The following is a 25,164-nucleotide window of genomic DNA, read 5'->3' as shown; positions in this document are numbered from 1 at the left end:
TACCCGTGCGGCGCACCACTCACCGGGTCGGGGCCGTGCTACTGCCGTTGCTGCTGCTGGTGGTCGCCGCCTGCTCGGCCGGGCCATCGGAGCGGCCCGCGGTCGCCTACCACGACGGTGCGCAGCAGGTCGTCCCCGCACCGCAGCCGCCGAAACCGGCCCCCGTCCCGCCGCTGGGTTCACCCGGTGAGGACTCGCTGAGCTGGGCGGACTGCACCGAGCAGACCCGCGCCGAGCTGGGCGGTCTGCCGCCCGGCATGACCTTCTCCTGCGCACGGCTGCTCAGCACCCTGGACGCCCCGGACTCCCCGACGCGCGGCACCGCCCGAAACGAGCTGATCAGGGCGGGCTCCGGGCGAGTACCGCTGGTCGTGCTGGGCGACGTCGGCGGCGAGCCGGGCACGACCTTCGCCGCCCGGCTGGCCACCCAGCTGCCGCCCGAGCTGCTGAGCACCTTCGACATCATCGGGATGGACCGGCGCGGCACCGGCGAATCCGATCCGGCCGACTGCGTGCCGCCCGCGCAGCGCGAGTCGATCGTCGGTTTCGACCCGCGCGCCACCGACCGCGCCGAGCTGGACCGGCTGCTGGAATCGGTGTTGGACGCCAGCCAGGAATGCCTGCTCAACCTCGACGAGCGGTTGCAGGCGTACGACACCTGGCGAACCGCGGGGGATCTGGAGGAACTCCGCCTGCAGTTGGGCGTGCCGAAGTTGCACGCGATCGGGCGCGGAGAGGCGGCCCGGCTGCTGACGACCTTCGCCGAACGCTTCCCCGGATCGGTGGGCCGGATGGTGCTCGATGGTGCGCCCGACCCGACCCGCGACGCGATCGGCCAGGCGGAATCCCAGGCGCAGAGCGCGGAGCAGACCTTCGACGTGTTCGCCGCTGACTGCGTCAGCCGCGGCTGCCCGCTCGGCTCCGATCCGCGCAAGGTGGTCAGCGATCTCGTGGAGCGCACCCGGACCACGCCGCTACCCGCGCCGGGCACCGCGGTCAGCGGTGGCCGGGTGGTGCAGGCGATGCTGCTGGGTCTGTCCGATCGGGCCTCCTGGCCGGGCTTGGCCGATGCGCTGGCCGCGGCGGACCGGGGCGACGGAGCCGCTCTCGCGGCGATCAGCGCGCCGCTGGTCACCGCGCAAGGCGTCAATCCGCCGTGGATCGACGGCGACATGATCACCAGCTGCAACGACACGACGCTGCGCGTGCCGCCGCAACGCAGCGGCGAGCTCGCAGCGGACTGGGTGAACCGATTCCCGCTGTTCGGCGGTGCCGCCGTGCAGCGGGTGGTTTGGTGCGGGTCGTGGCCGGTCCCCCAGCAGCCGCTGCCCGCGCCGCGCCGCCTGGACCTGCCGCCGATCCCGGTGATCAGCACCGCGAACGATCCGCAGCTGCCGGGTCTGGGCAGCGATCACATGGCCGAGCAGTTGCCGACCGGGGTGCTGCTGCGCTGGCAGGGCTCCGGGCACGGTGCGCTCGGCAGGTCGCCGTGCATCACCGAGGCCGTCAGCCGATTCCTGGTGCAGGGCGCCGTGCCGACCGATGGCATGGCCTGCCCGGGGTGATCCCGCAAACACCCCGGGCAGGCCCTACTGCTCAGCCGCAGCTTGAGCAGCAGCCACAGGAAGGACCAGTGCAGCTGCTGCAACAGCTGCAGCCACCCTGGGCTTGAGGAGCGCGCTCGGCTTCGGTGCGGACCATAACGGCCTCCCGCTTCGTGGCGAATACCAGCAGTTGCGATGGTGCTCGCTACCGGAGCAATCCGAACACCGCTGGCCGAGCGAAACGCTGTCGTCCGACGTGCTGAACAGGGCACATGAACGCATTGCGATCTGTAACCGGATGCAAAATGTGTGCGACAACAGGGCCAACCGGGTGAGAAGATCGACTCCTTCGAATCGAGGAGAGGCATGTTCGGCGAAGGCAACCGGGCCATCGTGCTGATCACCGGCATCCAGGCCGCAGGCAAGTCGACCATCGCGCAGGGCGTCGCCGAGCGGCTACCGCGTTCGGTGCACGTGCGCGGCGACATCTTCCGCCGCATGGTGGTCAGCGGTCGCGAGGAGATGTCCGCCGCGCCGTCGGACGAAGCGTTGCGCCAACTGCGGCTGCGACACCGGTTGACCGCGCAGACCGCAGACGCGTATTTCGCCGAAGGGTTCACCGTCGTCGCCCAGGACGTGGTGCTGGGCGAACACCTGGCCGAGCTGACCGGTCAGATCCGCAGCCGCCCGCTGCTGGTCGTCGTGCTCGCCCCGGCTCCGGAGGCGATCGCGGCGCGCGAGGCAGGACGCGGCAAGACCGCCTACGACAGCTGGGCGATCACCGAACTCGACGAGGTGCTGCGCGAGCAGACGCCGCGCCTGGGCCTGTGGTTGGACACTTCCGAGCAAACCCCGGAGCAGACCGTCGAGGAGATCCTCCGCCGCGCCTGGTCGGAAGCCGTGGTGTGACGGGTCAGCGGCCGTAGTCGTATTCGTGCTGGTACTCGTAACCGGGCTTGGTGAGCGACTGCACGACGCCGTTGCTGACCAGACCGATCGCCCCGAGCACGATGAACGCGATCAGCAGGATCCGCCCGCCCTTGGACATCACCAGTGGGCGCGTGCCGGGCGACTGGCGCGGCGGGTTCTCCTCCGCGTGCGAGTCGCCGAACAGCTTCCTGGGATACGCGCCGGTCAGCAGGTAGAAGTAGGCGTTCGTGCGGTAGCTGTAGCGCAGCACGGCGGCGGAGGCGTCGAAGATCGGTCGCGGGTTGCGGCCCATGACCAGCACGATCAGCCAGATGAAGAACGCCAGCACGCACCAGCCCTGCGCGACGACCGCACTCACGATCGCCGCCGGGATCACCAGGATGAGGCGGAAGAACACCGCCCACCGGTTGAGCCTGCCGGACCGGACGTCCACCTGGACCGGGTAGCCCGGCTGGCCGACCACGAACGGCGGGTACCAGTCGACCAGCAGCATGTTCGACGCGGCCACCCGTGTCTGGTAGCCGACGAACAGGATCAGGAACCCGGAGATCCACTCCGGCAAGCGTCCCAGGAACAGCGCGGCGAACCAGCCGATGATCAGCACCACCCCGGCCGCGATGGACACCAACCACAGCACGATGAAGTGCGGGATCAGCAACAGCAGTCGCAGCAGGACGGTCCAGCGCCGCTGCCGCTCCGGGGGCGTGACCTCCAACTCGGGCCGGAACAGGCCGTTGGTTTCCGTTGGCTGCTCGCTCATCGACGCCTCCCAGGTCCCGAATGGAGTGCGGCGAATGTATCCATCGGCACTGGGCCGAACCGGAATTCTCCGGACGGCGCGCGGCGGCGGTCGATCAATCCGGTGAACCCCGCTCGCGCCGCCGCGCGACTTCGGACAATCCGGTTGAGACCGACATCCTTCGCGGCGATTGCCAGGCGCTACGGTGGTGCGATGGAGCGAGGCGATCCGGACGAGACCGGCCGCTTGAGCGACGACCTGGACGGGCTCGACCCGGAGGATCCCGAGGTCCAGGCATTCGCGGCGCACCGCGACCGGATGCAGCGGCCGAACTCGGAGGCCACCGTGGAGGGCATGCTGCGCGGCGTGGACGACTTCGCGCAGAGCGTGAACCGCGCCGACGGCCACCGCCGGTTGGTGGCCGTCGGGGTCGTCGTGCTGATCCTGCTCGGCGTGCTGTTCACGATCTGGAACGCGGTCGCGTTCATGTTCACCACCTTCCTCGGCTGACTTGTCGGGGTGCCAGGGCATTCTTGGCCCTCCGCCACCGAATCGAGGTGTGATGATCGAGATCGATCGGGACCGCGTCCTGGCCTACCGGTACGCGGTCCAGCAACTGGACCGCTCCGCCGCCGCAATCGACGAACTCGCCGTGCTGCCGCTCGGCGTGCCGGACAGCCCTGCTGGATCGGCGGTGCAATCGGTACGCACGCGGATGCCCGGAGCCGAAATCCCGGACGCGCTGGCTCTCGCCTGGTCGGTGCGCGGCAGTGCCCACCTCCACCGCGTCGCCGACCTCCCGAGGTTGGCCGACCAGCTCTACCCGTTGTCGGATGCCGATGTGCTGGCCCGCATGCCCATCATGAAATCCGTCGGCGCTCCGCTGGCGGTGTTCGGCAAGACCGTCACGGCGATGCGCGAGTATTCGCTCGAACCGACGGATCGAGGCTCGCTGAGCGCTGCCGTCACCCGCGAGGTCCCCGAAGCCTCGGCGTGGTGCCGGGCGTGCGAGTCGACCCACGTCTTCTACTCGCTGTACTTGCAGGCCGGGTTGGCGGCTGGCATCCGACTGGTCCGCGAATCCGGGCGGCTGCGCATCACAGCAGCTCCGAACTGGCACGTGCCGCACCAGACCGCCCGCCTAGACGAGCTGATCCGGGACTGCCTGCGGGTGCTCGGTCCGAGCTCGATCGCCGACCTGGCCGCGTTCCTCGGCACCAACGCCAACGTGCTGCGACCGGTCTGGTCGACCGATCTCGTCGAGATCTCCGTCGACGGCAAGCGCTCGTGGTTCGCACCGGAAGCCACCACTGCGCTCAGTTCGCCGCCGACACCGCGCGGCGTTCGGCTGTTGCCGACCGGCGATCCGTATCTTCAGGCACGGGACCGCACGCAGTTGCTGCCCGACCCGACGCACCGAAAGGCCCTCTGGCGGGCGGTCGCCTCGCCTGGGGCGCTGCTAGTCGATGGCGAGATCGTCGGGACCTGGCGGGCCAAGAAAGCGGGCCACCAACTACAGGTCGACGTGACGGCCTTCCGCACCTTGCGCTCCACCACTCGCGCCGAGGTGGCAGTCGAGGCCGAGCAGCTGGCCACCACCCGAGGAGCGAAGTCGGCCGCAGTGGGGTTCGACTCGATCTGAAACCGCATCTGTGCAGTTGATCTCCGCACGGATTAGCTTGGAAGCATGGATCAGGTCGCAGGCAAGCCGAAGGTCACCAAAACCGAGCAGGAGTGGCAGGAGCAGCTCAGCCCGAACGAGTACGCGGTGCTGCGCCAAGCCGCCACCGAACCGGCCTGGCAGGGCGAGTACGTCGACACCAAGACGGTCGGGGTGTACGAGTGCCGGGGCTGCGGTGCCGAGTTGTTCCGCAGCGACACCAAGTTCGAGTCGCACTGCGGCTGGCCGTCGTTCTACGACCCGGCCGACAGCGACGCGCTGATCCTCCGCGAGGACCGGTCGCTGGGCATGGCCCGCACGGAGGTGCTGTGCGCCGCCTGCCACGGCCACCTCGGCCACGTCTTCGAGGGCGAGGGCTACCCCACCCCCACCGACCAGCGCTACTGCATCAACTCAATCGCCGTCCGCCTAATCCCGGCGGAATGACCGGTCATCCGACGACTTCGACCTTGCACGGAAGTTTCGGAGCGCGAGAAAGTTTCGCGTCGGCCGTCAGCAGCGGGACGTCCAAGCTCGCCGCCAGTGCGACGTACAAGGCGTCGTAGAAGGTGATCGCGCCGCGCAATTCCCACGCGGTGTCGACGAGTGCCGCGTGGGCGTAGCGTCGATCCACGAGGCTCCGCGTCGCGCGGATCACCGAGGCGGCGGTCTCCTCATCGACGATTCCCTGCCTGAGATTCCGCCTCATCATGTTTCCGACCTCGGCGTCCACGAGATGCGGCGCGTGACACTCAGCCCCGGCCAGGCGGGTCGCGAGCTCATCAGCCGCTGGACTCGGGTCGGCCAGTGCGAACACCGCGGCCGATGCATCCACGACGGCGAGTTCGTTCACCGGCGATCCTCGTCCCGCGCAGCCAAGATCGATTCAACGGTGATACCGGTTCCCGTGTTCCGCTCCGCGATCCGCCGCATTTCGCTGATCACAGCAGCCTTTCGCGCACGGCGGGCACGCTCGATCGCCGCCTCGCGCATGTACGCCTGGAGGGACTTCCCTTCCGCCCGCGCGTCCATGCGCAGCGTCTCGTAGTCCTCGTCTGGGATGTCCCGAATCTGAATGGTGGCCATAGCGCCATTTTAGCGCAAAAGCGCTGAAGTAGCGCTACTGGCCTCTCCTCAGGGCAGGCGGGTGACGAGGTCTGCGACGTCGACTCGGTGGCCGGTGTAGAACGGGACCTCTTCGCGGACGTGCAGGCGGGCTTCGGTGCCGCGCAGGTGCCGCATCAGGTCCACGATCCGGTGCAGTTCGTCGGCCTCGAAGGCCAGGATCCACTCGTAGTCGCCGAGGGCGAACGACGCCACCGTGTTCGCCCGGACGTCCGGGTAGTCGCGGGCTTCCTTGCCGTGGTCGGCCAGCATGGTACGGCGCTCGTCGTCCGGCAGCAGGTACCACTCGTAGGAGCGGACGAACGGGTAGACGCAGAGGTACTTGCGCGGTTCCTCACCGGCCAGGAAGGCCGGGATGTGGCTCTTGTTGAACTCCGCCGGGCGGTGCAGCGCGACGTTGCTCCACACCGGCTCGGACGCCTGCCCCAGTGCGGTTTCCCGGCGGAATCCGGTGTAGGCGGCCTGCACGTCCTCGATTCGCTCCGCGTGCCACCAGATCATGAAGTCGGCGTCCGCCCGCAACCCGGAGACGTCGTAGACACCGCGGACCACAACGCCGGATTCGGCCAGCGAGACCAGGTACTCCTGGGTCTGCTGCGCGGCCTTGGCCCGGTCCTCGGGCAAGGTGCCCTGCTCGATCCGGAAGACCGACCACATGGTGTAGCGGATGGAGTCGTTGAGCTCGTTGTAGTTCAGCCGCGCCATGGGTTCATCGTCCCACCTCGCGGCGGCCAACCTGCAGGAGGTCCCGAGTGACTTCGGTCGCGGCTGCGGTCCCGGTCGCGATGCACGCCGGGACACCGACGCCGTGCAGCGCGGCACCCGCGACGGCCAACCCCGGTACTTCTGCGACGGCTCGTTCGACGTCGGCGACGAGATCGAGGTGTCCCACGCCGTACTGCGGCACGCCACCGCCCCAACGCACCGCCACGGAGTCCACCGGCGCCGCGGAAATCCCGGTCAGCTCCGCGAAGTCCGCGCGGACCCGGCGCAACACCTCGGCGTCGTCCAACTGCAGGTCGGCGGTCTCGCCGAACCTGCCGACCGAGCCGCGCACCAGCAACTCCCCGCCGGTGCCGCGCAAGTGCGGCCACTTGTTGCTGGAGAAGGTGAACGCCTTGGCGGTGAACGGAGTTCCGTCCGCGTGGCGCTCACCGCGAGCGATGAGCACACCCGAGGCGTCGGGCAGCTGCGCGTCCGATGGCAGCGCCAGCCCGACCACGATCATGGATGCCAGCTGCACCTCGCTCAGCTTCGCTGCCGCCACCGGGACGACGTCGGCGAGCAGCCGCCGAGCAGCCGGAGCGGGCACCGCCAGCACCACGGCATCGGCGTCCAGGAACTCCGGGCTCGGCGCGGCGCCGATCTCCAGCCGCCAACCGGATCCGGTCCGAACCAGCGCCCGCACCGGCAAACCCAGCCGAGGCCGGACATCCGCGGCGATCAGCAACCGGTCGATCAGCTCCCGGTAGCCGAGGCGGAACGCGCCGAACACCGGCTGCGGCGCGGCGGCCGGTTTCGGAGCGGGCAGCACCGAAGCCGCCGCAGAGGTGATCGACTCCGCACCGGCGTCCAACGCCGCGGCCAGTGCCGGAATCGTCGCCCGCAGGCCGAGCATGTCGGCATTGCCCGCGTAAACCCCGCCCAGCAGCGGCTCGACGAGCCGATCGACGACCTCATCGCCGACCCGACCGCGCAGCAGCTCGCCGACCGAGGCGTCCGCCCCGTCGAGCCGCACCGGTGGCAGGTCGGCCTCCGCGCGGACCGCCGCCACACTGGCCGGGGACAGCACGTCTTGCACCGCCTCGGCGGAGGCGGGCACACCCATCACCGTTCCGCCTGGCAACCGGCAGGTGCGGCCACCGGCGCGCACCGTCGCGGACGCCTTGCCGGGGTGGACGATCTCCTCGGTGATCCCGAGTTCCTCGGCGAGCTGCCGGACTTCCGGTCGCCGGGCCAGGAACGCCTCCGACCCGACGTCGTAGCGGATACCGGCCAGCTCGACCGTGCGCAGCTTGCCGCCGAGGCGATCGCTCTGCTCGACCAGCACGATCTCGGCGTCCGGCCCCAGTTCCACGCGAAGCCGGTGGGCGGCGGCCAAGCCTGCGATCCCACCGCCGACGACCACGATCCGGTTCGACATCACTGCTGCTCGCTCGCGGTGTGCACCAGCTCGACGATCCCGGTGAGCACCTCCGGTTCGGTGGTCGGCAGCACCCCGTGGCCGAGGTTGAAGATGTGCCCGCCAGCGGCCTTGCCCTCGCCGAGGATCCGGCGCACCTCGCGCTCCACCGCGTCCCACCCGGCGAACAGCACCGCCGGGTCGAGGTTGCCCTGCACCACCGGTGCGCCCCAGCTGGGTTCCGCGGCGTGCAGCCGGGCTGCGGCTTCGTCCAGCGGCACCCGCCAGTCGACGCCGACCACGTCCGCACCGGCCGCGCGCATCGCGCCGAGCAGTTCCCCGGTGCCCACCCCGAAGTGGATCTTCGGCAGGTCCGACATCTCGGCGACACCGGTGAAGATCCGTTGGCTGTGCGGCAGCACGAACTCGCGGTAGTCGCGCTGCGAGAGCGCCCCGGCCCAGGAGTCGAAGAGCTGGATCGCATCGACTCCGGCCGCCACCTGCAACCGCAGGAACTCCAGCGTGGTGCTCGCAAGCTTGTCCAGCAGCGCGTGCCAGGTCCGCGGGTCCGAGTGCATCAGCGCTTTGGTGCGCTCGTGGTTGCGGCTCGGACCGCCCTCCACCAGGTAGGACGCCAGGGTGAACGGCGCCCCGGCGAAGCCGATCAGCGGCGTCCGCCCCAGCTCGTGAACCAGCAGCCCGACCGCGTCGGCGACCGGGCTGACCTGAGCCGGATCCAGCGACGGCAATGTGGCGACGTCCGCGGCGGTGCGCACCGGGTTCGACACGACCGGCCCGGTTCCCGGCACGATGTCCAGGCCGATTCCCGCCGCGTACAGCGGCAGCACGATGTCGCTGAACAGGATCGCGGCGTCCACGCCGTGGCGTCGCACCGGCTGCAGGGTGATCTCGCTGATCAACTCCGGGGTCAGGCACGCCTGCAACATCGGCACGCCTTCGCGGAGTTGGCGGTACTCGGGCAGCGAACGACCCGCCTGCCGCATGAACCAGACCGGGGTGTGCCGCGGTGTACCCCCGCGGGCGGCGACCAGCAGTGGAGCGTCGGCGAGGTCCCGACGGGCCGAGACCGGTGCGGATTTCGTCATCGAGATCGCTGTCCGTAAGTCAGATCGGTGTCCCAGGAGGTGCCCGCACGGCGGCTCACCGGGCTTGCATCCGCAATCTTCGCATGGCGCGCTGCGGTGCCCGCGCGAAGCGTCGGCGTCCCTCGTTCGGCGTGCCTCCGCCACCGCCCGCGCTCAGCCGCCTACAGTCAGCGGTGTGACGGAGATGTCGGCGGCGCCCGAAGTTTTCCGGCAGGCTGTTGCCGCGTTGACGTCGTCCCGCCCGCGCGCGGAGATCGAACTGACCGAGGTTGGTCCGCCCAAGCGCCTGGCGCCTTGGGCGCACGCGCTCGCCGCGGAGGCGAACGGACCGGCTGGCGAGTTGGCGACCGCCCGTCTGGTCCTGCTGTACGACCCGGAGGGCCAGGAGGCGTGGGACGGCGTGTTGCGGCTCGTGGTGTACCTGCGGGCCGAACTGGACCCGGAGCTGGCCACCGATCCGCTGCTGCCAGCGGTGGGCTGGTCGTGGCTGACCGACGCGTTGGAGGACTCCGGCGCGTCGTGGACCGCCCTGGGCGGCACGGTCACGCTGACCTCGTCGGCGCGCTTCGGCGACATCGCGGGCCCGACTCGCAGCCACGACCTGGAGCTGCGCGGTTCGTGGACGGCGACAGACGCTGCGCTCGGACCGCACGCGACCGCGTTCCACGAGCTGATGGCGAGCGCGGCGGGACTGCCGCCGGAAGGCGTTTCGATGCTCGGCGGACGCCTGAACAACGCAGTTCGCCAGGACTGAGGTCTCGTCGGCAAAGGCGGTTGCTCGAAACGGGTGCGGGTTGCCCAAACGTCGCCCGATCACCGGCTGTGCTGACCGACTCCAGCGCGTAAGGTTCAGCGCCAACCGCTCCCCTGCTGCCACGGAGTGCGACACGCCGAAGCGCGATTTCCTTTCGCGAAGTTCACATGCGCGACCGGAGCAACCGGTCACGCCAATCATTCACGATACGCGTTCATATTAGGTCGCTTGGCCACTCTCCGACGTTACCGGGATCGGTCACAGTCACCCGAAAGAGCGATGAGATCATGTCCCGGTAACAACTCGATCGGGATAGATACCCGATTGATCGTCCCGCTGACCCGCTTGGGCGGTTACGCTGCCCCCGACGACACCACTTTCGGTCGATCAGTGGCGCGGCTGATTGGTCGAGAGTCCCGGTGCCGGTCGGGGGGCACGACCGACTCCAGGGAGGTAGTGACGTGGCTGCCGTCGGCTTAGGTCAGGCCGCTCGAACCACGCCTGCTGGCGCGTTGCCAGCCAACATGGTCCCGCACCCGCGGGAAGAGCTGTTCACGGTGCTCGTGGTGGACGACCATCCGCTGCTCCGGGAGGCAATCGCCGCCCGGTTGCTGCAGATGGGCGCTGGCACGGTGCACGAGGCCGCATCCATGGCCGAAGCCAGAGCTCGCGCTCTGGCGACCGGTCCCTGCGACCTCGCAATCCTCGATCTCGGACTCCCGGATGGGACCGGCATCGAACTGGTGACGGAACTCCGGAGCCAGGGCTGGCCGCGGATCGTGGTGCTCGCTTCGTCCGATGACCCCTATGCGGTCCGGGCCGCCTTCCAGGCAGGTGCGCAGGCGTACCTGCTGAAGTCGGCCTCCCCGATGGTGGTCACCGACGGGGTGCGCCGCGTGCTCGACGGCGGCGTGTACGCCGATCCCAGCGTGGCACCGGTGCTTGCCGCCGGTACCCGCGTGCCGGGAACCGACAACACGCCTCGCGAGCTGTCCGGGCGAGAAGTCGAAGTGCTCCAGTTGGTGGCCGACGGCCGATCCAACAAGGAGATCGGCGAGGCCCTGAACCTGTCCGCGCTCACGGTGAAGAGCCACCTGTCGCGGATCGGGCGCAAGCTGGGCACTGGCGATCGGGCACAGATGGTCGCGCTGGCCATGCGCGCTGGCGTGATCAGGTGACTGGACGCTGACACACCTGCACCGGTGCGGTCGCCCCGACGAGCTCGGGTGGAGTAGCCCCACGGCACGGGCCGAAGCACGTAAGGTCTGGTAGCCGTGGAAGCTGCAAGCCCCGAGACCGTCGGGTCCGACCGCCCGGAGCCGGTGTTGTTGACCGAACCCACCGACGGCGTGCCGCCGGTGGTGGACACACCGGATGCCATGCGCGCCGCCGCGACCGCGTTGGCCGCGGGCACCGGACCGGTCGCCGTCGACACCGAACGTGCCTCGGGTTATCGCTACTCGCAACGCGCCTACCTGGTGCAACTGCGCCGGGAAGGTGCGGGCACCGTGCTGGTGGACCCAGTTGCGCTGGATGGTGCACTCGATCCGCTGGTACCGGCATTGGCCGACAGCGAGTGGGTGCTGCACGCGGCGTCGCAGGACCTGCCGTGCCTGGCCGAGCTCGATCTGCGCCCGACGCGGTTGTTCGACACCGAACTGGCCGGTCGGCTGGCCGGATTCGAGCGGGTCTCGCTCGGTGCGCTCGTGGAGCGCATGCTCGGCTACCGGTTGGAGAAGGGGCACAGCGCCGCGGACTGGTCCCGTCGGCCGTTGCCACAGGACTGGCTGGTGTACGCGGCCCTCGACGTGGAACTGCTGACCGCGCTGCGCGACGCGATGCACGACGAGTTGCAGCGGCAGGGCAAGCTGGATTGGGCGCACGAGGAGTTCGAGGCGGTTCGCACCGCCGAGCCAGCCCCGCCGCGCGCCGAACCCTGGCGCCGCACGTCCGGAATTCACCGGGTGCGCAATCCTCGACAGCTCGCCGCGGTTCGAGCGCTGTGGCAGACGCGGGACAGCTTCGCGCGGGACCGCGATCTCGCGCCCGGCCGGGTGCTGCCCGATTCCTCGATCGTGCAAGCCGCGCAGGCCAACCCGAAGACCGAGGCCGAGCTGGTCGCGCTGCCGGTGTTCGGCGGTCGGCAGCAGCGGCGCCGGGCCGCGATCTGGCTGCAGGCGTTGCGGGCGGCGCGTCGGCTCAACAACGACGAACTCCCAGCTCCGGCGTCACCGCACGAAGGCCCGCCCCCGACCAACCGGTGGGCCGACCGGGATCCCGAGGCGGCGGCCCGATTGTCCGCGGTGCGCGCCGCGCTGTCGGAGATCGCCGAACGCCACAACTTGCCGGTGGAGAACCTGCTGCTGCCAGACCTGGTGCGCCGCACCTGCTGGACCCCACCCGAGGACCGCAGCGCTACCGGCGTCAGCGATGTCCTGCGCGAGAAAGGCGCCCGGGAGTGGCAGATCGGCCTCACGGCTGACGCCATGAGTACCGCACTCCACGCGACAGCGCCGCCCGCCGAGTAGCGACGCCGATTCATTCCAAGTTCAGGGCAATTCGGAACCCGGCCGCTGGGTCGCGGGGCCAGGGCACCCGTTCTCCACGGGTCGCCAGTGCGGCGGGATCGGGTGCCGCGCAGGATGATCGTGGCGCCGGAGGTCGGGCAGCTGGCCTGTGAGGCACCCGACAGGGGCGGGCGTGTGGTTACCGGCCGGTAATAAGCGCTAGAGTTGTGGTTACCGGCCGGTAAGGGCGTCCGCGCGATCCGGCCGCGCACCAACCACCAAGCCAGTGAGGAGCACGCCGTGGCCGCACCTGCGTCGGCACCCGCCGACAGCCGCAGCCGCCCAGCGGTTCGGGACGTGGTCTTCGTCGACGGCGTACGCACGCCGTTCGGCAAGGCCGGTTCCAAGGGCCTGTACGCCGAGACCCGCGCCGACGACATGGTCGTCAAGGTCATCCGGGAGCTGCTGCGGCGGCATCCGGAACTCCCGGCGGAGCGCATCGACGAGGTCGCCATCGCCGCGACCACCCAGATCGGCGACCAGGGCCTGACCATCGGGCGCAGCGCCGCGTTGCTGGCCGGGCTGCCCAAATCGGTACCCGGTTTCGCCATCGACCGGATGTGCGCTGGCGCGATGACGGCGGTGACCACCGTCTCCAGCGGCATCGCCTTCGGCGCCTACGACGTGGTGATCGCCGGTGGCGTCGAACACATGGGCAGGCACCCGATGGGCGAGGGCGTCGACCCGAACCCGCGCTACGTGTCCGACAAGATCGTCGACCCGTCAGCGCTGATCATGGGCTCCACCGCGGAGAACCTGCACGACCGCTTCCCGACGCTGACCAAGCAGCGCACCGACTCCTACGCCGCGTTGAGCCAGCAGCGCTACGACGAGGCGTTGCGGGCCGGGAAGATCACCCCGGACCTGGTGCCGGTGTCCACCCGCTCCGCGGCGGGCTGGGGCCTGGCCAGCACTGACGAGCCGCCGCGGCCAGGCACCACCGTCGAAGCGCTGGCCGGGCTCAAGACGCCGTTCCGGCCGCACGGCCGGGTCACGCCGGGCAACGCCGCAGGACTCAACGACGGCGCCACCGGCTGCCTGCTGGCCGACGCGGACACCGCGGCGGAGCTCGGCTTGCCGGTCCGGATGCGGCTGGTCGGCTACGCCTTCGCCGGTGTGGAGCCGGAAGTGATGGGCGTCGGACCGGTGCCAGCCACCGAGAAGGCTCTGCAGCGCACCGGGCTGAGCATCGACGACATCGGCCTGTTCGAGATCAACGAGGCGTTCGCCGTGCAGGTGCTGGCTTTCCTGGAGCACTTCGGCATCGCCGACGACGACCCGCGGGTCAACCCGTGGGGCGGCGCGATCTCCTGCGGCCACCCGCTGGCGTCCTCCGGCGTGCGGCTGATGACGCAACTAGCCCGGCACTTCGCCGAGCACCCCGAGGTGCGCTACGGCATCACCACCATGTGCATCGGCTTCGGCATGGGCGGGACGGTCATCTGGGAGAACCCGAACTACGACGCAGGAGGCGCCCGATGAACGCCGAATTCGCGGCGCTCTTCCCCGACGAGGTGGTGACCGAGGCGTTCACCCGGCTCGTCGACGTGCCCGGCCTGGCGGGCAAGCTCGCGCTGATCACCATCGACAACGGGCACGACCACACCCGGCCGTCCACCTTCGGACCTGGCGGGCTGGCCAGCCTGAACGCCGCGCTGGACGAGGCTTTCGCGGCCGAACCCGCAGCCATCGCGGTCACCGGCAAGCCGTTCGTGTTCGCCGTCGGCGCGGACCTGTCCGGCATCGGGCGGATCACCGAGCGGGCGCACGCCCACCAGATCGCCCAGACCGGGCACGACGTGTTCCGGCGGCTCACCGAGTCGAAGATCCCGACCTTCGCCTTCGTCAACGGCGCGGCGCTCGGCGGCGGTCTGGAGCTGGCGCTGTCCTGCCACTACCGGACGGTGTCGGCTTCGGCTGGCGCGATCGCGTTCCCGGAGTGCTTCCTGGGCCTGTTCCCCGGCTGGGGCGGTACCCAGCTGCTGCCGAACCTGATCGGCCCGGATGCCGCAGTGACGGTGATCATCGAGAACGCGCTCAGCCAGAACCGGATGCTCAACCCGAAGAAGGCTCGGCAACTGGGCATCTTCGACGAACTGCTGGACAGCCCGGACTTCCTGGAGGAGTCGATCCGCTGGGCGGTGCGGGTGGTCGGTGGCGAGCAGGCCGTGACCCGCCCGGAGATCGACCGCGGCAAGGCATGGGACGACGCCATCGCCCGCGCCGAGGACATCGTCGAGTCGCGCACCCACGCCGCTTCCCCGGCGGTGACCAAGGCCGTGGAGCTGATCGGACTCGCACGCGACAACGACCTCGACTCCGGTTACGCCGCCGAGACCGAGGCGTTGGCCGACGCCTTGATGACCGATGAGCTGCGCGCTGGGCTCTACTCCTTCGACCTGACCCAGAAGCGCGCCAAGCGGCCTGCTGGGGCGCCGGACAAGTCCCTGGCGCGAGAGGTCACCAAGGTCGGCGTGGTCGGGGCCGGGTTGATGGCCGGACAGCTGGCGTTGCTGTTCGTGCGCCGCCTGGAAGTGCCGGTGGTGATCACCGACATCGACCAGGAGCGCATCGACCGGGGCGTGAGCTACATCCACGGCGAGATCGACAAGCTCGCGGCCAAGGGGCGACTTTCGCCGGACGCGGTGAACCGGCTCAAGGGCCTGGTCACCGGCTCGCTGGACAAGAAGAGCTTCGCCGACGCCGATTTCGTCATCGAAGCCGTCTTCGAGGAGATGTCGGTCAAGCAGCAGGTGTTCGCCGAACTGGAGGAACACGTCTCGCCCGAGGCCATCCTGGCCACCAACACCTCGTCGCTGTCCATCAGCGAGATGGGCTCGAAGCTGAAGAACCCGGAGCGGGTGGTCGGCTTCCACTTCTTCAACCCGGTCGCGGTGCTGCCGCTGCTGGAAGTGGTGCGCGGCGAGCAGACCGACGACGCCGCGCTGGCCACCGCGTTCAAGGTCGGCAAGCAGCTCAAGAAGTCCTGCGTGCTGGTCAAGGACGCCCCGGCGTTCGTGGTCAACCGGCTGCTCACCCGGTTCATGGGCGAGATCATCGCCGCCGTCGACGAGGGCACGCCGTTCGAGGTCGCCGACAACGCGCTGACACCGCTCGGGCTGCCGATGAGTCCGATGGTGCTGCTCCAACTGGTCGGCCCGGCGGTCGCCCAGCACGTCAACGGCACCATGCACGCGGCCTACCCGGACCGCTTCGGACTCAGCGACAACATGCAGCGGTTCGTGGACGCGGGCAAGACCGCGGTGTGGATCGCGGACGAGTCCGGCGCGCAGGTCGTCGATCCCGAGGTGGCGGCGCTCTGGCGGCAGGGCGACGAGCCATCGACGTCCGAGCAGGTGCGCGAGCGGGCGCTGAACGCGCTGGCCGAGGAGATCCGGACCATGCTCGACGAGGACGTGGTCGCCGAGGCGCAGGACATCGACCTGTGCATGATCCTCGGCGCGGGCTGGCCGTTCTGGCTGGGCGGCATCACGCCGTTCCTGGACCGGGCGGGCATCGCGGAGCAGGTCAACGGCAAGCGCTTCCTCGACCCGGGCGTGGCGTCGGTCCCGGCCTGATCATCGGCTCGCGAGACGGGGTCGGGGCTGGTGCCCCGATCCCGTTTTTCGTACCCGCACGAACTTTTCGGGCGATACCCGCGGAACGGGTCCATCGGTATGCCAGGCTGGCGGAGCAGATCGAGTGAACGGGCCAGCGCCGGAATCTGACGGCGATGTCGAGAACCCGCGGCTGGCTCCGTCCCCGCGGTGAATGCGACCAGAATGGGTCGCACCAGCACCGAGGAGAAACACGATGGCCAAGTACTTGCTGCTCAAGCACTACCGAGGCGCTCCGGCTCCGGTCAACGACGTGCCCATGGACCAGTGGACGCCGGAGGAGATCTCGGCGCACGTGCAGTACATGAACGACTTCGCTGCCCGGCTTGAGAGGACCGGCGAGTTCGTCGACAGTCAGGCGCTCGCTCCCGAAGGGACGTTCGTCCGGTACGACGGTGCGGGGCGCCCGCCGGTCACCGACGGCCCATTCGCCGAGACAAAGGACCTCATCGCTGGCTGGATGGTGATCGACGTCGACAGCTACGAACGCGCCATCGAGCTGGCCGGGGAACTGTCGGCGGCCCCTGGGGCGGGCGGGAAGCCGATCCACGAGTGGCTGGAGCTGCGGCCATTCTACGGCGTGTCGCCCACCATCACGGAGTGACCACTCAGATGAACGAGGCCCTGCTCCGGAGCCTCACGCCGAGCGTGCTCGGGATCCTCGTCCGCCGCGGAGCCGACTTCGCGGGGGCCGAGGACGCCGTGCAGGACGCGCTGGTCGAGGCGGTCCGCGTCTGGCCAGCCGACCCGCCGCGGGACCCGAAGGGCTGGCTGGTCACCGTGGCCTGGCGCCGGTTCCTCGACGCGACCCGGGCGGACGCCGCCCGCCGCCGCCGTGAGGACCTCATCGACGAGCAGCCGTCGCTCGGGCCCGTGCCCGCGGTGGACGACACGCTCCAGCTCTACTTCCTGTGCGCCCACCCGTCGCTGACGCCGTCGTCCGCGGTCGCGCTCACGCTGCGCGCCGTCGGCGGCCTGACCACCCGCCAGATCGCCCAGGCATACCTGGTGCCCGAGGCGACCATGGCGCAGCGCATCAGCCGTGCCAAGCGCACCGTCTCCGGCGTGCGGTTCGACCAGCCCGGCGACGTCGCCACCGTGCTGCGAGTCCTCTACTTGGTCTTCAACGAGGGCTACTCCGGCGACGTCGACCTCGCCGCCGAGGCCATCCGGCTCACCCGGCAGCTCGCGGCCGCGATCGACCACCCCGAGGTGGCGGGGCTGCTCGCCCTCATGCTGCTCCACCACGCCCGGCGCGCCACCCGGACCGCGCCCGACGGCAGCCTGGTGCCGCTCGCCGAGCAGGACCGCAGCCGGTGGGACACCGAGTCGATCGCCGAGGGCGTCGAGATCCTGCAGGCGGCCCTCGCCCGCGACCGGCTGGGCGAGTTCCAGGCCCAGGCCGCCATCGCGGCCCTCCACGCTGACGCGCCCACCGCCGAGGAGACTGACTGGGGGCAGATCGTCGAGTGGTACGACGAGCTCGTGCGCCTGACCGACAGCCCGGTCGTCCGGCTCAACCGCGCGGTGGCCGTCGGCGAGGCCGACGGACCGCGCGCCGGGCTGGCGGCGCTCGCGGCGGTGAACGACTCACTGCCCCGACACACCGCGGTGGCGGCGTACCTCCACGAGCGCGATGGCGACCTGGCGACGGCGGCACAGCTGTACGCCGAGGCGGCCCAAAAGGCGCCCAACCTCGCCGAACGCGACCACCTGACGCGCCAGGCCGCCCGGCTCAACGCCCGCCGGTGTCGCTGACAGCGCCGCTACGGCGCGACGGGGAGTCGGACGGTTACCGCGAGGCCGCCGCTTGGAACTGGGTCGGCCCAGACCCGGCCGTTGTGGGCTGCCGTTGCCGCTCGGACAATCGACAGGCCTAGACCCGCTCCGCTTCGGGCCGTTCTCTGGATCCCTGCTCGGCGGAACGGTTCGAACAGGGCTTCCACCTGGTCGGGCGGGATCCGCGGACCGGAGGACGCCACCCGCAGTGTTGTCCACTGTGGACCACTGCCGGTGGCGATCTCCACCCAGCCGCCGTCGACGTTGTGCCGCACCGCGTTTTCCAGCAGGTTGCCCGCGACCCGCTCCAGCAGCGCCGGATCGCCAACCGCGAAAGCCGGTTCCTCGCAGCACTTGACGCGCAGTCCGCGCAGCCGCGCCTCCGGCGCGATGGCCCGCATCGCGCGGCCCACGACCTCGGTGAGATCCACCGGCTCGCGCACCGCGAGCTCGACCCCTTCGGTCCGAGCCAACAACAGCAGCGCCTCCACCAGCCGTTCCGCTCGGGCGGTGGCTTCGCGGACCACATCGGCCATCCGACGCAGCTCCGCCTCATCAGCACGCGGATCCGACAGCGTGACATCCAACTCGGTGCGGATCACCGACAACGGGGTGCGCAGCTCGTGGCTGGCGTTGGCGACGAACCGGCGCTGCGAGTCGAACGCCGCTTGCAGCCGGTCCAACATCGCGTCGAAAGTGTCGGCCAGCCGGGCGACTTCGTCGCGCGGACCGCTCAACGCGATCCGCTCGTCCAGGGACTCCGCGGACAGCCGCCGGGCGGCTTCGGTCACCTCGTGCAGCGGGCGCAGGACCCGACCGGTGACCATCCAGGCCAGCAGCGCGGCGGCCAGCACCACCGCGACGAAGGCGAAGCCACCGATCAACAGGACCTGGTGCCGCGCGGAATCGCGCAATGCCTCGCCGAGCAGCTCGGCGGGTACGTCCACGCCCCGGACCCGAACCACGGTTCCGTCCGGCAGCCGGGGAACCGCGGCAACCACGTTGCCGACCAGCATCCACCCCAGCCACAGCAGCAGGCCGCTGACCGCGGCGACCAGCGCGGTCGCCAGCAGGGTCAACCGCACTCGCAGGCCGGGCCCACGGCGGGTGATCGATCGGGCGGCCGCGTTCATCGGGTCAGTCCTGGGCGTGCTCGGCGCGGCCAGCCGACGGCACCCGGTAGCCGGAGCCGACCACGGTTTCGATGATGCTCGGCTCCCCCAGCTTCTTGCGCAGCGTCATCATGGTGACCCGCACAGTCGTGGTGAACGGATCGGCGTTCTCGTCCCACACCCGTTCCAGCAGTTCCTCGGAGCTGACCACGGCGCCACCGGCCGACAGCAGCACCTCCAGGACGCCGAACTCCTTGCGGGTCAGCTCGATCTCGCCGTCCCGTCGATGCACGGTGCGCCGCGCCGAATCCAGCTCCAGCTGCCGCGCGGTGAGCAGCGGTGGCTGCGCCGGGGTGGCGCGTCGCCCCAGCGCCCGGACGCGGGCGATCAACTCGGCGAACGCGAACGGCTTGGCCAGGTAGTCGTCCGCGCCCAGGGACAGGCCAGCGACGCGGTCTTCGACCGTGCCGCTGGCGGTGAGCATGAGGACCCTGGTCAGCTCGCCCGAAGCCACCAGTTGGCGGCACAGCTCGTCACCGGACATTCCCGGCAGATCCCGATCGAGCACCAGCACGTCGTAGCGGGTGATCGACGCCTTCTCCTGGCCGCTTTCGCCGTCGTAGGCGACGTCCACGGCCATGCCTTCCCGGCGCAGCCCGCGAGCGATCGCGTCGGCCAGCGGCTTCTCATCCTCGACGACCAGGATTCGCACGTGTTCACCCTGCCACAGCGGAGGATGCGAACCGGCCGTGAGTCCGTCAGCCGTTCGCTGCTTCCGGCCGGTCGTTGTTCGCCGCGACCCGCAGCGGCGCCATCCGGGTGCCGCCGCGGTTGGCGACCCACTCGGTGATGCGGCGAGCGATGTCCTGCTCCGTGAGCCCGAGCTCCGCCAGCACCTCGTCGCGGGCGGCATGCGGCAGGAACCGGTTCGGCACCGCCACGTCGCGCAGCGGCACGTCCAGCTCCGCGTCGCGCAGCGCGGCCGCCAGCGCCCAGCCGAACCCCCCGTGCCGCCCGCCGTCCTCCAGCGTGACCACCAGCCGGTGCAGCGCGGCCAGCTCGACGATCTGCTCCGGCACCGGTACCACCCAACGCGGGTCCACCACGGTGACCCCGATGCCCTGCGCCGCGAGCCGCTCCGCCGCGGCCACCGCCAGCTGCCCGAAGGCGCCCACCGCGGCCAGCAGCACGTCGTTGGCCTCGCCTGCGGCCGGGCGGCGCAAGATGTCCACCCCACCGATGCGCTCGACGGCCGGGATCTCCTCGATGACCGAGCCCTTCGAGAACCGCACCACGGTCGGCCCGTCATCAACGGCGACCGCCTCGCGCAGTTCCTCGCGCAGCGTCACCGCGTCGCGCGGCGCGGCGACCCGGATGCCCGGGATCAACCCCAGGATCGACAGGTCCCACATGCCGTTGTGGCTGGCGCCGTCATCGCCGGTGATCCCGGAGCGGTCCAGGGTCACCGTGACCGGCTGCCGGTGCAGCGCCACGTCCATCAGCAGTTGGTCGAACGCCCGGTTCAGGAACGTCGAGTACACCGCGAAAACCGGGTGCACACCGCCCATCGCGAGCCCCGCCGCCGAGGTCATGCCGTGCTGCTCGGCGATGCCCACGTCGAAGCAGCGGTCCGGGTACGCCTCGGCGAACTTCTGCAACCCGGTCGGGCCCAGCATCGCGGCGGTGATGGCCACCACGTCCGAGCGTTGCGCGCCGATGCGCACCAGCTCGTCCGAGTAGACGTCGGTCCAGCTCTTCGGGGCGGGCTTGGTGGGCAGCCCGGTCTCCGGGTCGATCACCTTGACCTGGTGCATCTGCTCGGCCTGGTCGTTCTCGGCCGGGGCGAACCCGTTGCCCTTGCGGGTCACCGCGTGCACGATCACCGGACCACCGAAGGACTTGGCCATCTGCAGCGCGTGCTCCATGGCCCGCAGGTCGTGGCCATCGACCGGGCCCAGGTACTTGATGCCGAGGTCGGAGAACATCACCTGCGGGCTGATCGCGTCCTTTATCCCGCTCTTGGCCGCGTGCAGCCCGGTGTAGAGCGAACGCCCGACCACCGGCAGGTTGCGCAGCGTGCGCTTGCCGCTCTCCAGGGCCTTCTCGTAGCTGGGGTTCAACCGCAGGGCCGCGAGGTGCTCGGCGAGGCCGCCGATGGTCGGCGCGTAGGAGCGGCCGTTGTCGTTGACCACGATCACCACCGGCCGCTCCTGGTCGGCGGCGATGTTGTTCAGCGCCTCCCAGCACATCCCGCCGGTGAGCGCACCGTCGCCGACGACCGCCACGGCGTGCCGCGACTTGCCGCCGAGCTGGAAGGACCGGGCCAGGCCGTCGGCGTAGGACAGCGCGGTCGAGGCGTGGCTGTTCTCCACCAGGTCGTGGACGCTTTCACCGCGCGACGGATAGCCGGAGAGGCCGCCGCGCTTGCGCAGCCGGTCGAAGCCGTCCTGGCGACCAGTGATGATCTTGTGCACGTACGCCTGGTGCCCGGTGTCGAACACCACGGCGTCGTGGGGCGAGTCGAAGACCCGGTGGACGGCCAAGGTCAGCTCCACGGCTCCGAGATTCGGCCCCAGGTGCCCACCGGTGCGCGAAACCTTCTCGATCAGGAACTGCCTGATCTCCGCTGCCAGTTGCACCAGCTCAGCGTGCCTAAGTCGCTTCACGTCGGCCGGACTGTGCACGGACCCCAGCAGCGCCACCGCTCCACCTCACTCGTCGTGCCGGTCGGGTTCATTCGCATTTCGAGGCCCGGCTTGATCACCTGGCTCCGCCGCGATGCATAGCGCGCTCCAGTCTACGGAGGGCCCCGCCGACGGCCCGGTGTGGTGCGGACGGCGCCATTAGGTCCACTCGGCCGTCTGAACCGTCGCCAACTCGTACCACTCGTCGACCTGCGGTTGCTAGCGTGCGTCCAGACCAGTCAAGGAGGCCGGAATGACCAACCCCGACAGTCGAAAGGCCGAACTGGAAGCGCGCAACGCGGCCATGCGCGAGCAGGTGTCGTCCCTGCTCGAAGGGCTGCACCGGCAGACAGCTCAGCTGCAGGAGGCGCAGGCCGCGGCGATGGCGGCCACCGGCGAGGCGACCTCCGCGGACGGCCTGGCGACCGTGCGGGTGAACGCCGTTGGCATCGTCACCGACGTCCAGATCTCACCGTCGGCGTTCAAGACCAGCACCCCGGAGAAGCTCGCGCGCAGCTTCCTGCAGGCCGCCCAGGCCGCGGCGCGGGACGCGCGGGGCAAGGCCGACTCGGCGATGTCCCCGGTGACGGAGCAGGTGCCGGATCTGCCGGACCTGTTCCCCGGTGCGCCGTCGCTGAAGGATCTGATGCCGCCTCCACCGGAACCGACCACCCCACCTGCTTCGTCCAACCCGCCGGAAGACGACGACTGGGACGAATTCGACCCCCGGTCCAGCTACCGGAAGGACCAGTGGTGAGCGGCTTCGACGTACACCCCGAGGCACTGCGCGGCGCCTCCCCCAAGTTCGACGGCGCGGCGGACAAGCTGCAAGCCGCCGTGGACAAGCTCAACGGTGTGCTGCAGGCCGAGGGCAAGTGCTGGGGCGGCGACGACGCGGGCCAGGAATTCGCCAAGGACTACGAGCCAGGTTCGCAGCAGGCCCTCGACGCCTTCTCCGGGTTGACCGGCGCCCTGCACCAGATCCGCGGCGAGCTCGACAACACCGCGAACACCTGGGAATCCGACGACACCAACAACGCGAACAGCTTCCGCTGAGGAGAGCATCCAGATGGGGATCGAGATTCCAGATGCGGTGAAGTGGCTGACGCCGATCGTGGTGGGAGCCAGTTGGCCCGAGGGTGATGAGACCGCGCTGCGCCGGGTCGCCGAAGCGTGGACGGCCGCGGGCAAGGACGTCGAGGACGTCATCGGGGAGACCGAAGCAGCGGTGCAGGCCGCGCTGGGCACCATGCAGGGCCAGACGGCCGACGCCTTCGAGCAGTTCGCGAAGGAATACGTCAATGGCGACGCCGGACACCTGCCGGAGCTGAAGAAGCTCTGCGAAGCACTCGGCGAAGGTGCCGATGGTGCCGCGTTGGAGATCGAGTACACCAAGATCAGCATCATCGCGGCGTTGGTCATCCTGGCGGCGCAGATCGCCGCGATGATCGCCTCCGCGGTCGCCACCTTCGGGGCGAGCACGGCCGGGATTCCCATCGCCCAGACGGCGACCCAGTTGACCGTGCGCACGTTCTTCCAACAGCTGCTGCAGAAGATCGGGCAGCAGATCCTGCTCAACGTCGCGATCAACGTCGGCTTGGACGCCGGGATCCAGGGCTACCAGATGGCCAAGGGCGACCGGGAGAGCTGGGACTGGTCCAACACCGGCAACGCGGCGATCTCCGGTGTCGCGGCGGGCCTGGCAGGCGGGCTGGTCGACGGCGTCGCCCCCGGCATCGGCCAGCAGATCGGCAAGGACCTGGCGGGCAACGCCACCAAGAGCTTCACCGAGGCCGCCGCCTACGGCGCCGCGCGGGGTGCGCTGTCCGGGATGCTCGGCAACACGATCAACAAGGGCATGCACGGCGAGCTGCCGAGCTGGGGCGACTTCACCTCGGGCGCCATCTCCGGTGGTGTCGGCGGTGCGACCGGCGGCATGCAGGGCAGGCACGAGGGTCTGAACGCTACCTGGGAAGGCAACGGCCGGGCCGAGATCCCGGGTGGTGGCGAGTGGGTCTCCGGCTCCAACAACCAGGGCTGGCGGTTCCAGACCGACGAAGGCGCGGTCGCCGGGGCCAATGTGGACAGCCCGTACAGCAACGGGTTCAACTCCGAGACGATTGGCCAGCACGCCAACATTCCGGGCGGGCCGAACAACGTCAACGACAACGACTACGGCGAAGTCGACGACAAGCCGCAGCAGGAGCCCCGCAAGCTGGATCTACCTGACCCACCGAAGTAGGAGCAAACGGAACGGGTGCCGGTGCTGCCCGCACCGGTTCACGTCCAGGGGCGCCAGGCTGGGATCGGGGCGACGTCGGGGCGCGGGTCGCCCCAGGCCGGGCTGTGCGGCGGGAGCTGGTGCAGCTCGGCGAACTCCATCCGGCGCCGCACCCGCAGCCACGCGACGACCAGGTAGCCGCCGAGCGCCAGCAGGACGGCGCCGACGATCCACAGCCCCGGATCGGTGATCGCCCGGCCGACAGCGGTGGCCAGCAGCATCGACCCGAGCACGGCGGCCGCGAAGCCCGCCGGTCCTCGGAAGGCCGTGTACGCCTGGGTCTGCCTGGCGTCGCGGAAGGTCGTGGTGCGCGCGACGGCCCACTTGCGCAGCGCGTGCCAGGCGGTGAGGTCCTGCGGACCGGTGCGCTGCGGCCAGGCCGCAGTGGCCCGTCGGCGCACGATCGCGGCCACCAGCCGCGGATCGGCGACGTGCACCAGCCACTGCTGCGCCCCGGCGACCAGCCGCACCGCTGGCGCGCGGCGCAGTTGGACGCCGTTGCCACCGGGCAGTGGCCACCAGGCTTCGTCGGCGTCGATCTCGCCGGGCTGGGCCAGCGACAGCTCGGCCAGCGGCAGCGCGTGGTCGACATGCCCGCCACCAGCCCTGACGGTCCGCGCCAGCACCACCCGATCCCGGCCGATCCGCAACCGCCCAGTGCCCGGCGAATTCGGGACCGCGATCTCCACATCGAGCTCGGCGAGGTCCAGAGCGGGCGCGGTGTAGCGGCGGTGCGCTGCCCGCGCCAGCAGCGGCGAGACGACCAGCACCACCAGCCCGAGGAGACCGAGCGGGGCCGCGAAGATCAGGTTGGCGACCGCCTGGGGCACCGCGGCCAGCAGCGCCCAGCCGTGCCAGCGGCGCGGGGTCCGCGCGTCCAGCAGCCACCCCACCGCAGCGAGCGCGATCCACACCGCCGCCCAGACCAGGAGGAAACCGGGCGCGGCGGACAGGCCGATCAACAGCGCCAGCGCGGGCAGCAGCACCACGCCCAGCGCGGCCAGCCCCAGCGCCACCGAGCGGCGTCCGGGCACGGATTCCGGTGCGGTGCCAGGGTTTCCGGGCACAGCCCGCACCGCGGTTCCCGTCTCCGGCGGGGCCGGGAGCACCTCCGGCACGTGTTCGCGTCGTGTCATCTCGCGGA

At 70.3% G+C, this 25,164-nt stretch carries 25 protein-coding genes; 15 read left to right on the top strand and 10 right to left on the bottom strand.

Going from position 1 to position 25,164, the window contains the following annotated elements; genetic code table 11:
* The first annotated feature begins 5 nt into the window (after window positions 1–5).
* Both MOQ72_RS20770 and MOQ72_RS20765 read left to right on the top strand, forming a co-directional pair.
* On the top strand, window positions 6–1,565 hold the full coding sequence (locus MOQ72_RS20770; RefSeq protein ID WP_242185602.1) for an alpha/beta hydrolase: 1,560 nt from the start codon (window positions 6–8) through the stop codon (window positions 1,563–1,565).
* A 345-nt stretch (window positions 1,566–1,910) separates the two neighbouring features.
* Entirely contained in the window at window positions 1,911–2,453 is a 543-nt protein-coding gene (locus MOQ72_RS20765) for an AAA family ATPase (protein ID WP_242185601.1), read from the top strand.
* A gap of 4 nt (window positions 2,454–2,457) precedes the next feature.
* Here the strand turns inward: MOQ72_RS20765 and MOQ72_RS20760 are convergent, their stop codons facing one another.
* Window positions 2,458–3,234 (bottom strand): DUF4389 domain-containing protein, encoded by a 777-nt coding sequence (locus MOQ72_RS20760; protein ID WP_242185600.1) that lies wholly within the window; start codon window positions 3,232–3,234, stop codon window positions 2,458–2,460.
* 192 nt (window positions 3,235–3,426) lie between these two features.
* Here MOQ72_RS20760 and MOQ72_RS20755 point away from each other — a divergent pair, with 192 nt between their 5' ends.
* Genes MOQ72_RS20755 through msrB form a run of 3 tightly spaced genes read left to right on the top strand, consistent with a single transcriptional unit; the run spans window position 3,427 to window position 5,320 of the window.
* Window positions 3,427–3,723, top strand: coding sequence for a hypothetical protein (locus tag MOQ72_RS20755; RefSeq protein WP_242185599.1), 297 nt, complete (start codon window positions 3,427–3,429; stop codon window positions 3,721–3,723).
* A 52-nt stretch (window positions 3,724–3,775) separates the two neighbouring features.
* On the top strand, window positions 3,776–4,855 hold the full coding sequence (locus tag MOQ72_RS20750) for a DNA glycosylase AlkZ-like family protein (RefSeq protein ID WP_242185598.1): 1,080 nt from the start codon (window positions 3,776–3,778) through the stop codon (window positions 4,853–4,855).
* A 45-nt stretch (window positions 4,856–4,900) separates the two neighbouring features.
* Window positions 4,901–5,320, top strand: a complete 420-nt coding sequence (gene msrB / locus MOQ72_RS20745) for a peptide-methionine (R)-S-oxide reductase MsrB (protein ID WP_242185596.1) — start codon at window positions 4,901–4,903, stop codon at window positions 5,318–5,320.
* Window positions 5,321–5,324: 4 nt separating this feature from the next.
* Here the strand turns inward: msrB and MOQ72_RS20740 are convergent, their stop codons facing one another.
* Genes MOQ72_RS20740 through hemE form a run of 5 tightly spaced genes read right to left on the bottom strand, consistent with a single transcriptional unit; the run spans window position 5,325 to window position 9,226 of the window.
* Window positions 5,325–5,726 carry a type II toxin-antitoxin system VapC family toxin gene (locus MOQ72_RS20740; protein WP_242185595.1) on the bottom strand — a complete coding sequence of 134 codons (402 nt, stop codon included), beginning with the start codon at window positions 5,724–5,726 and terminating at the stop codon, window positions 5,325–5,327.
* Window positions 5,723–5,959 carry a FitA-like ribbon-helix-helix domain-containing protein gene (locus MOQ72_RS20735; RefSeq protein ID WP_242185594.1) on the bottom strand — a complete coding sequence of 79 codons (237 nt, stop codon included), beginning with the start codon at window positions 5,957–5,959 and terminating at the stop codon, window positions 5,723–5,725. The genes MOQ72_RS20740 and MOQ72_RS20735 overlap by 4 nt, the downstream gene beginning before the upstream one ends.
* A 48-nt stretch (window positions 5,960–6,007) precedes the next feature.
* Window positions 6,008–6,703, bottom strand: coding sequence for a hydrogen peroxide-dependent heme synthase (gene hemQ, locus MOQ72_RS20730; RefSeq protein ID WP_242185593.1), 696 nt, complete (start codon window positions 6,701–6,703; stop codon window positions 6,008–6,010).
* Between the two features lie 4 nt (window positions 6,704–6,707).
* Entirely contained in the window at window positions 6,708–8,141 is a 1,434-nt protein-coding gene (hemG, locus tag MOQ72_RS20725; RefSeq protein ID WP_242185592.1) for a protoporphyrinogen oxidase, read from the bottom strand.
* Entirely contained in the window at window positions 8,141–9,226 is a 1,086-nt protein-coding gene (gene hemE / locus MOQ72_RS20720) for a uroporphyrinogen decarboxylase (RefSeq protein WP_242185591.1), read from the bottom strand. Before hemE ends, hemG begins: the two co-directional genes overlap by 1 nt.
* Before the next feature lie 175 nt (window positions 9,227–9,401).
* On the opposite strand from hemE, the gene MOQ72_RS20715 reads away from it, so the two are divergent.
* From MOQ72_RS20715 to MOQ72_RS20685, 7 genes are all read left to right on the top strand, one after another.
* Window positions 9,402–9,980: a DUF3000 domain-containing protein gene (locus MOQ72_RS20715; RefSeq protein ID WP_242185590.1), complete on the top strand. Its 579-nt coding sequence runs from the start codon at window positions 9,402–9,404 to the stop codon at window positions 9,978–9,980.
* A 461-nt stretch (window positions 9,981–10,441) separates the two neighbouring features.
* The gene (locus MOQ72_RS20710) at window positions 10,442–11,158 is read left to right on the top strand and encodes a response regulator (RefSeq protein WP_093264979.1); all 717 of its coding nucleotides are present in this window, start codon (window positions 10,442–10,444) and stop codon (window positions 11,156–11,158) included.
* Window positions 11,159–11,254: 96 nt separating this feature from the next.
* On the top strand, window positions 11,255–12,508 hold the full coding sequence (locus tag MOQ72_RS20705) for a ribonuclease D (protein WP_242185589.1): 1,254 nt from the start codon (window positions 11,255–11,257) through the stop codon (window positions 12,506–12,508).
* 279 nt (window positions 12,509–12,787) lie between these two features.
* Window positions 12,788–14,029, top strand: coding sequence for a thiolase family protein (locus MOQ72_RS20700; RefSeq protein WP_242185588.1), 1,242 nt, complete (start codon window positions 12,788–12,790; stop codon window positions 14,027–14,029).
* The gene (locus MOQ72_RS20695) at window positions 14,026–16,125 is read left to right on the top strand and encodes a 3-hydroxyacyl-CoA dehydrogenase NAD-binding domain-containing protein (protein WP_242185587.1); all 2,100 of its coding nucleotides are present in this window, start codon (window positions 14,026–14,028) and stop codon (window positions 16,123–16,125) included. Before MOQ72_RS20700 ends, MOQ72_RS20695 begins: the two co-directional genes overlap by 4 nt.
* A 235-nt stretch (window positions 16,126–16,360) precedes the next feature.
* Window positions 16,361–16,768 (top strand): YciI family protein, encoded by a 408-nt coding sequence (locus tag MOQ72_RS20690; protein ID WP_242185586.1) that lies wholly within the window; start codon window positions 16,361–16,363, stop codon window positions 16,766–16,768.
* An 8-nt stretch (window positions 16,769–16,776) separates the two neighbouring features.
* A complete protein-coding gene (locus MOQ72_RS20685; protein ID WP_242185667.1) occupies window positions 16,777–17,922 on the top strand; it encodes an RNA polymerase sigma factor in 1,146 nt (381 codons plus the stop codon).
* 8 nt (window positions 17,923–17,930) lie between these two features.
* Here the strand turns inward: MOQ72_RS20685 and MOQ72_RS20680 are convergent, their stop codons facing one another.
* The 3 genes from MOQ72_RS20680 to dxs are packed head-to-tail and all read right to left on the bottom strand — an operon-like array spanning window position 17,931 to window position 21,757.
* On the bottom strand, window positions 17,931–19,076 hold the full coding sequence (locus tag MOQ72_RS20680; protein WP_242185585.1) for a sensor histidine kinase: 1,146 nt from the start codon (window positions 19,074–19,076) through the stop codon (window positions 17,931–17,933).
* Window positions 19,077–19,080: 4 nt separating this feature from the next.
* Window positions 19,081–19,767 carry a response regulator transcription factor gene (locus MOQ72_RS20675; protein ID WP_242185584.1) on the bottom strand — a complete coding sequence of 229 codons (687 nt, stop codon included), beginning with the start codon at window positions 19,765–19,767 and terminating at the stop codon, window positions 19,081–19,083.
* A 46-nt stretch (window positions 19,768–19,813) separates the two neighbouring features.
* Window positions 19,814–21,757 carry a 1-deoxy-D-xylulose-5-phosphate synthase gene (gene dxs, locus MOQ72_RS20670; protein ID WP_242185583.1) on the bottom strand — a complete coding sequence of 648 codons (1,944 nt, stop codon included), beginning with the start codon at window positions 21,755–21,757 and terminating at the stop codon, window positions 19,814–19,816.
* Between the two features lie 235 nt (window positions 21,758–21,992).
* On the opposite strand from dxs, the gene MOQ72_RS20665 reads away from it, so the two are divergent.
* Genes MOQ72_RS20665 through MOQ72_RS20655 form a run of 3 tightly spaced genes read left to right on the top strand, consistent with a single transcriptional unit; the run spans window position 21,993 to window position 23,981 of the window.
* On the top strand, window positions 21,993–22,496 hold the full coding sequence (locus MOQ72_RS20665; RefSeq protein WP_242185582.1) for a YbaB/EbfC family nucleoid-associated protein: 504 nt from the start codon (window positions 21,993–21,995) through the stop codon (window positions 22,494–22,496).
* The gene (locus MOQ72_RS20660) at window positions 22,493–22,795 is read left to right on the top strand and encodes a WXG100 family type VII secretion target (protein WP_242185581.1); all 303 of its coding nucleotides are present in this window, start codon (window positions 22,493–22,495) and stop codon (window positions 22,793–22,795) included. The genes MOQ72_RS20665 and MOQ72_RS20660 overlap by 4 nt, the downstream gene beginning before the upstream one ends.
* Before the next feature lie 13 nt (window positions 22,796–22,808).
* Window positions 22,809–23,981, top strand: coding sequence for a WXG100-like domain-containing protein (locus MOQ72_RS20655; RefSeq protein ID WP_242185580.1), 1,173 nt, complete (start codon window positions 22,809–22,811; stop codon window positions 23,979–23,981).
* Window positions 23,982–24,019: 38 nt separating this feature from the next.
* On the opposite strand, the gene MOQ72_RS20650 is transcribed toward MOQ72_RS20655, so the two are convergent.
* Window positions 24,020–25,156: a hypothetical protein gene (locus tag MOQ72_RS20650; protein WP_242185578.1), complete on the bottom strand. Its 1,137-nt coding sequence runs from the start codon at window positions 25,154–25,156 to the stop codon at window positions 24,020–24,022.
* Window positions 25,157–25,164: the final 8 nt, after the last annotated feature.

The organism is Saccharopolyspora soli (genome assembly GCF_022678645.1).
Lineage (GTDB): Bacteria > Actinomycetota > Actinomycetes > Mycobacteriales > Pseudonocardiaceae > Saccharopolyspora > Saccharopolyspora soli.
The sequence above is the reverse complement of the archived record's forward strand: the minus strand, read 5'-3'. Positions and strand labels throughout refer to the sequence as shown.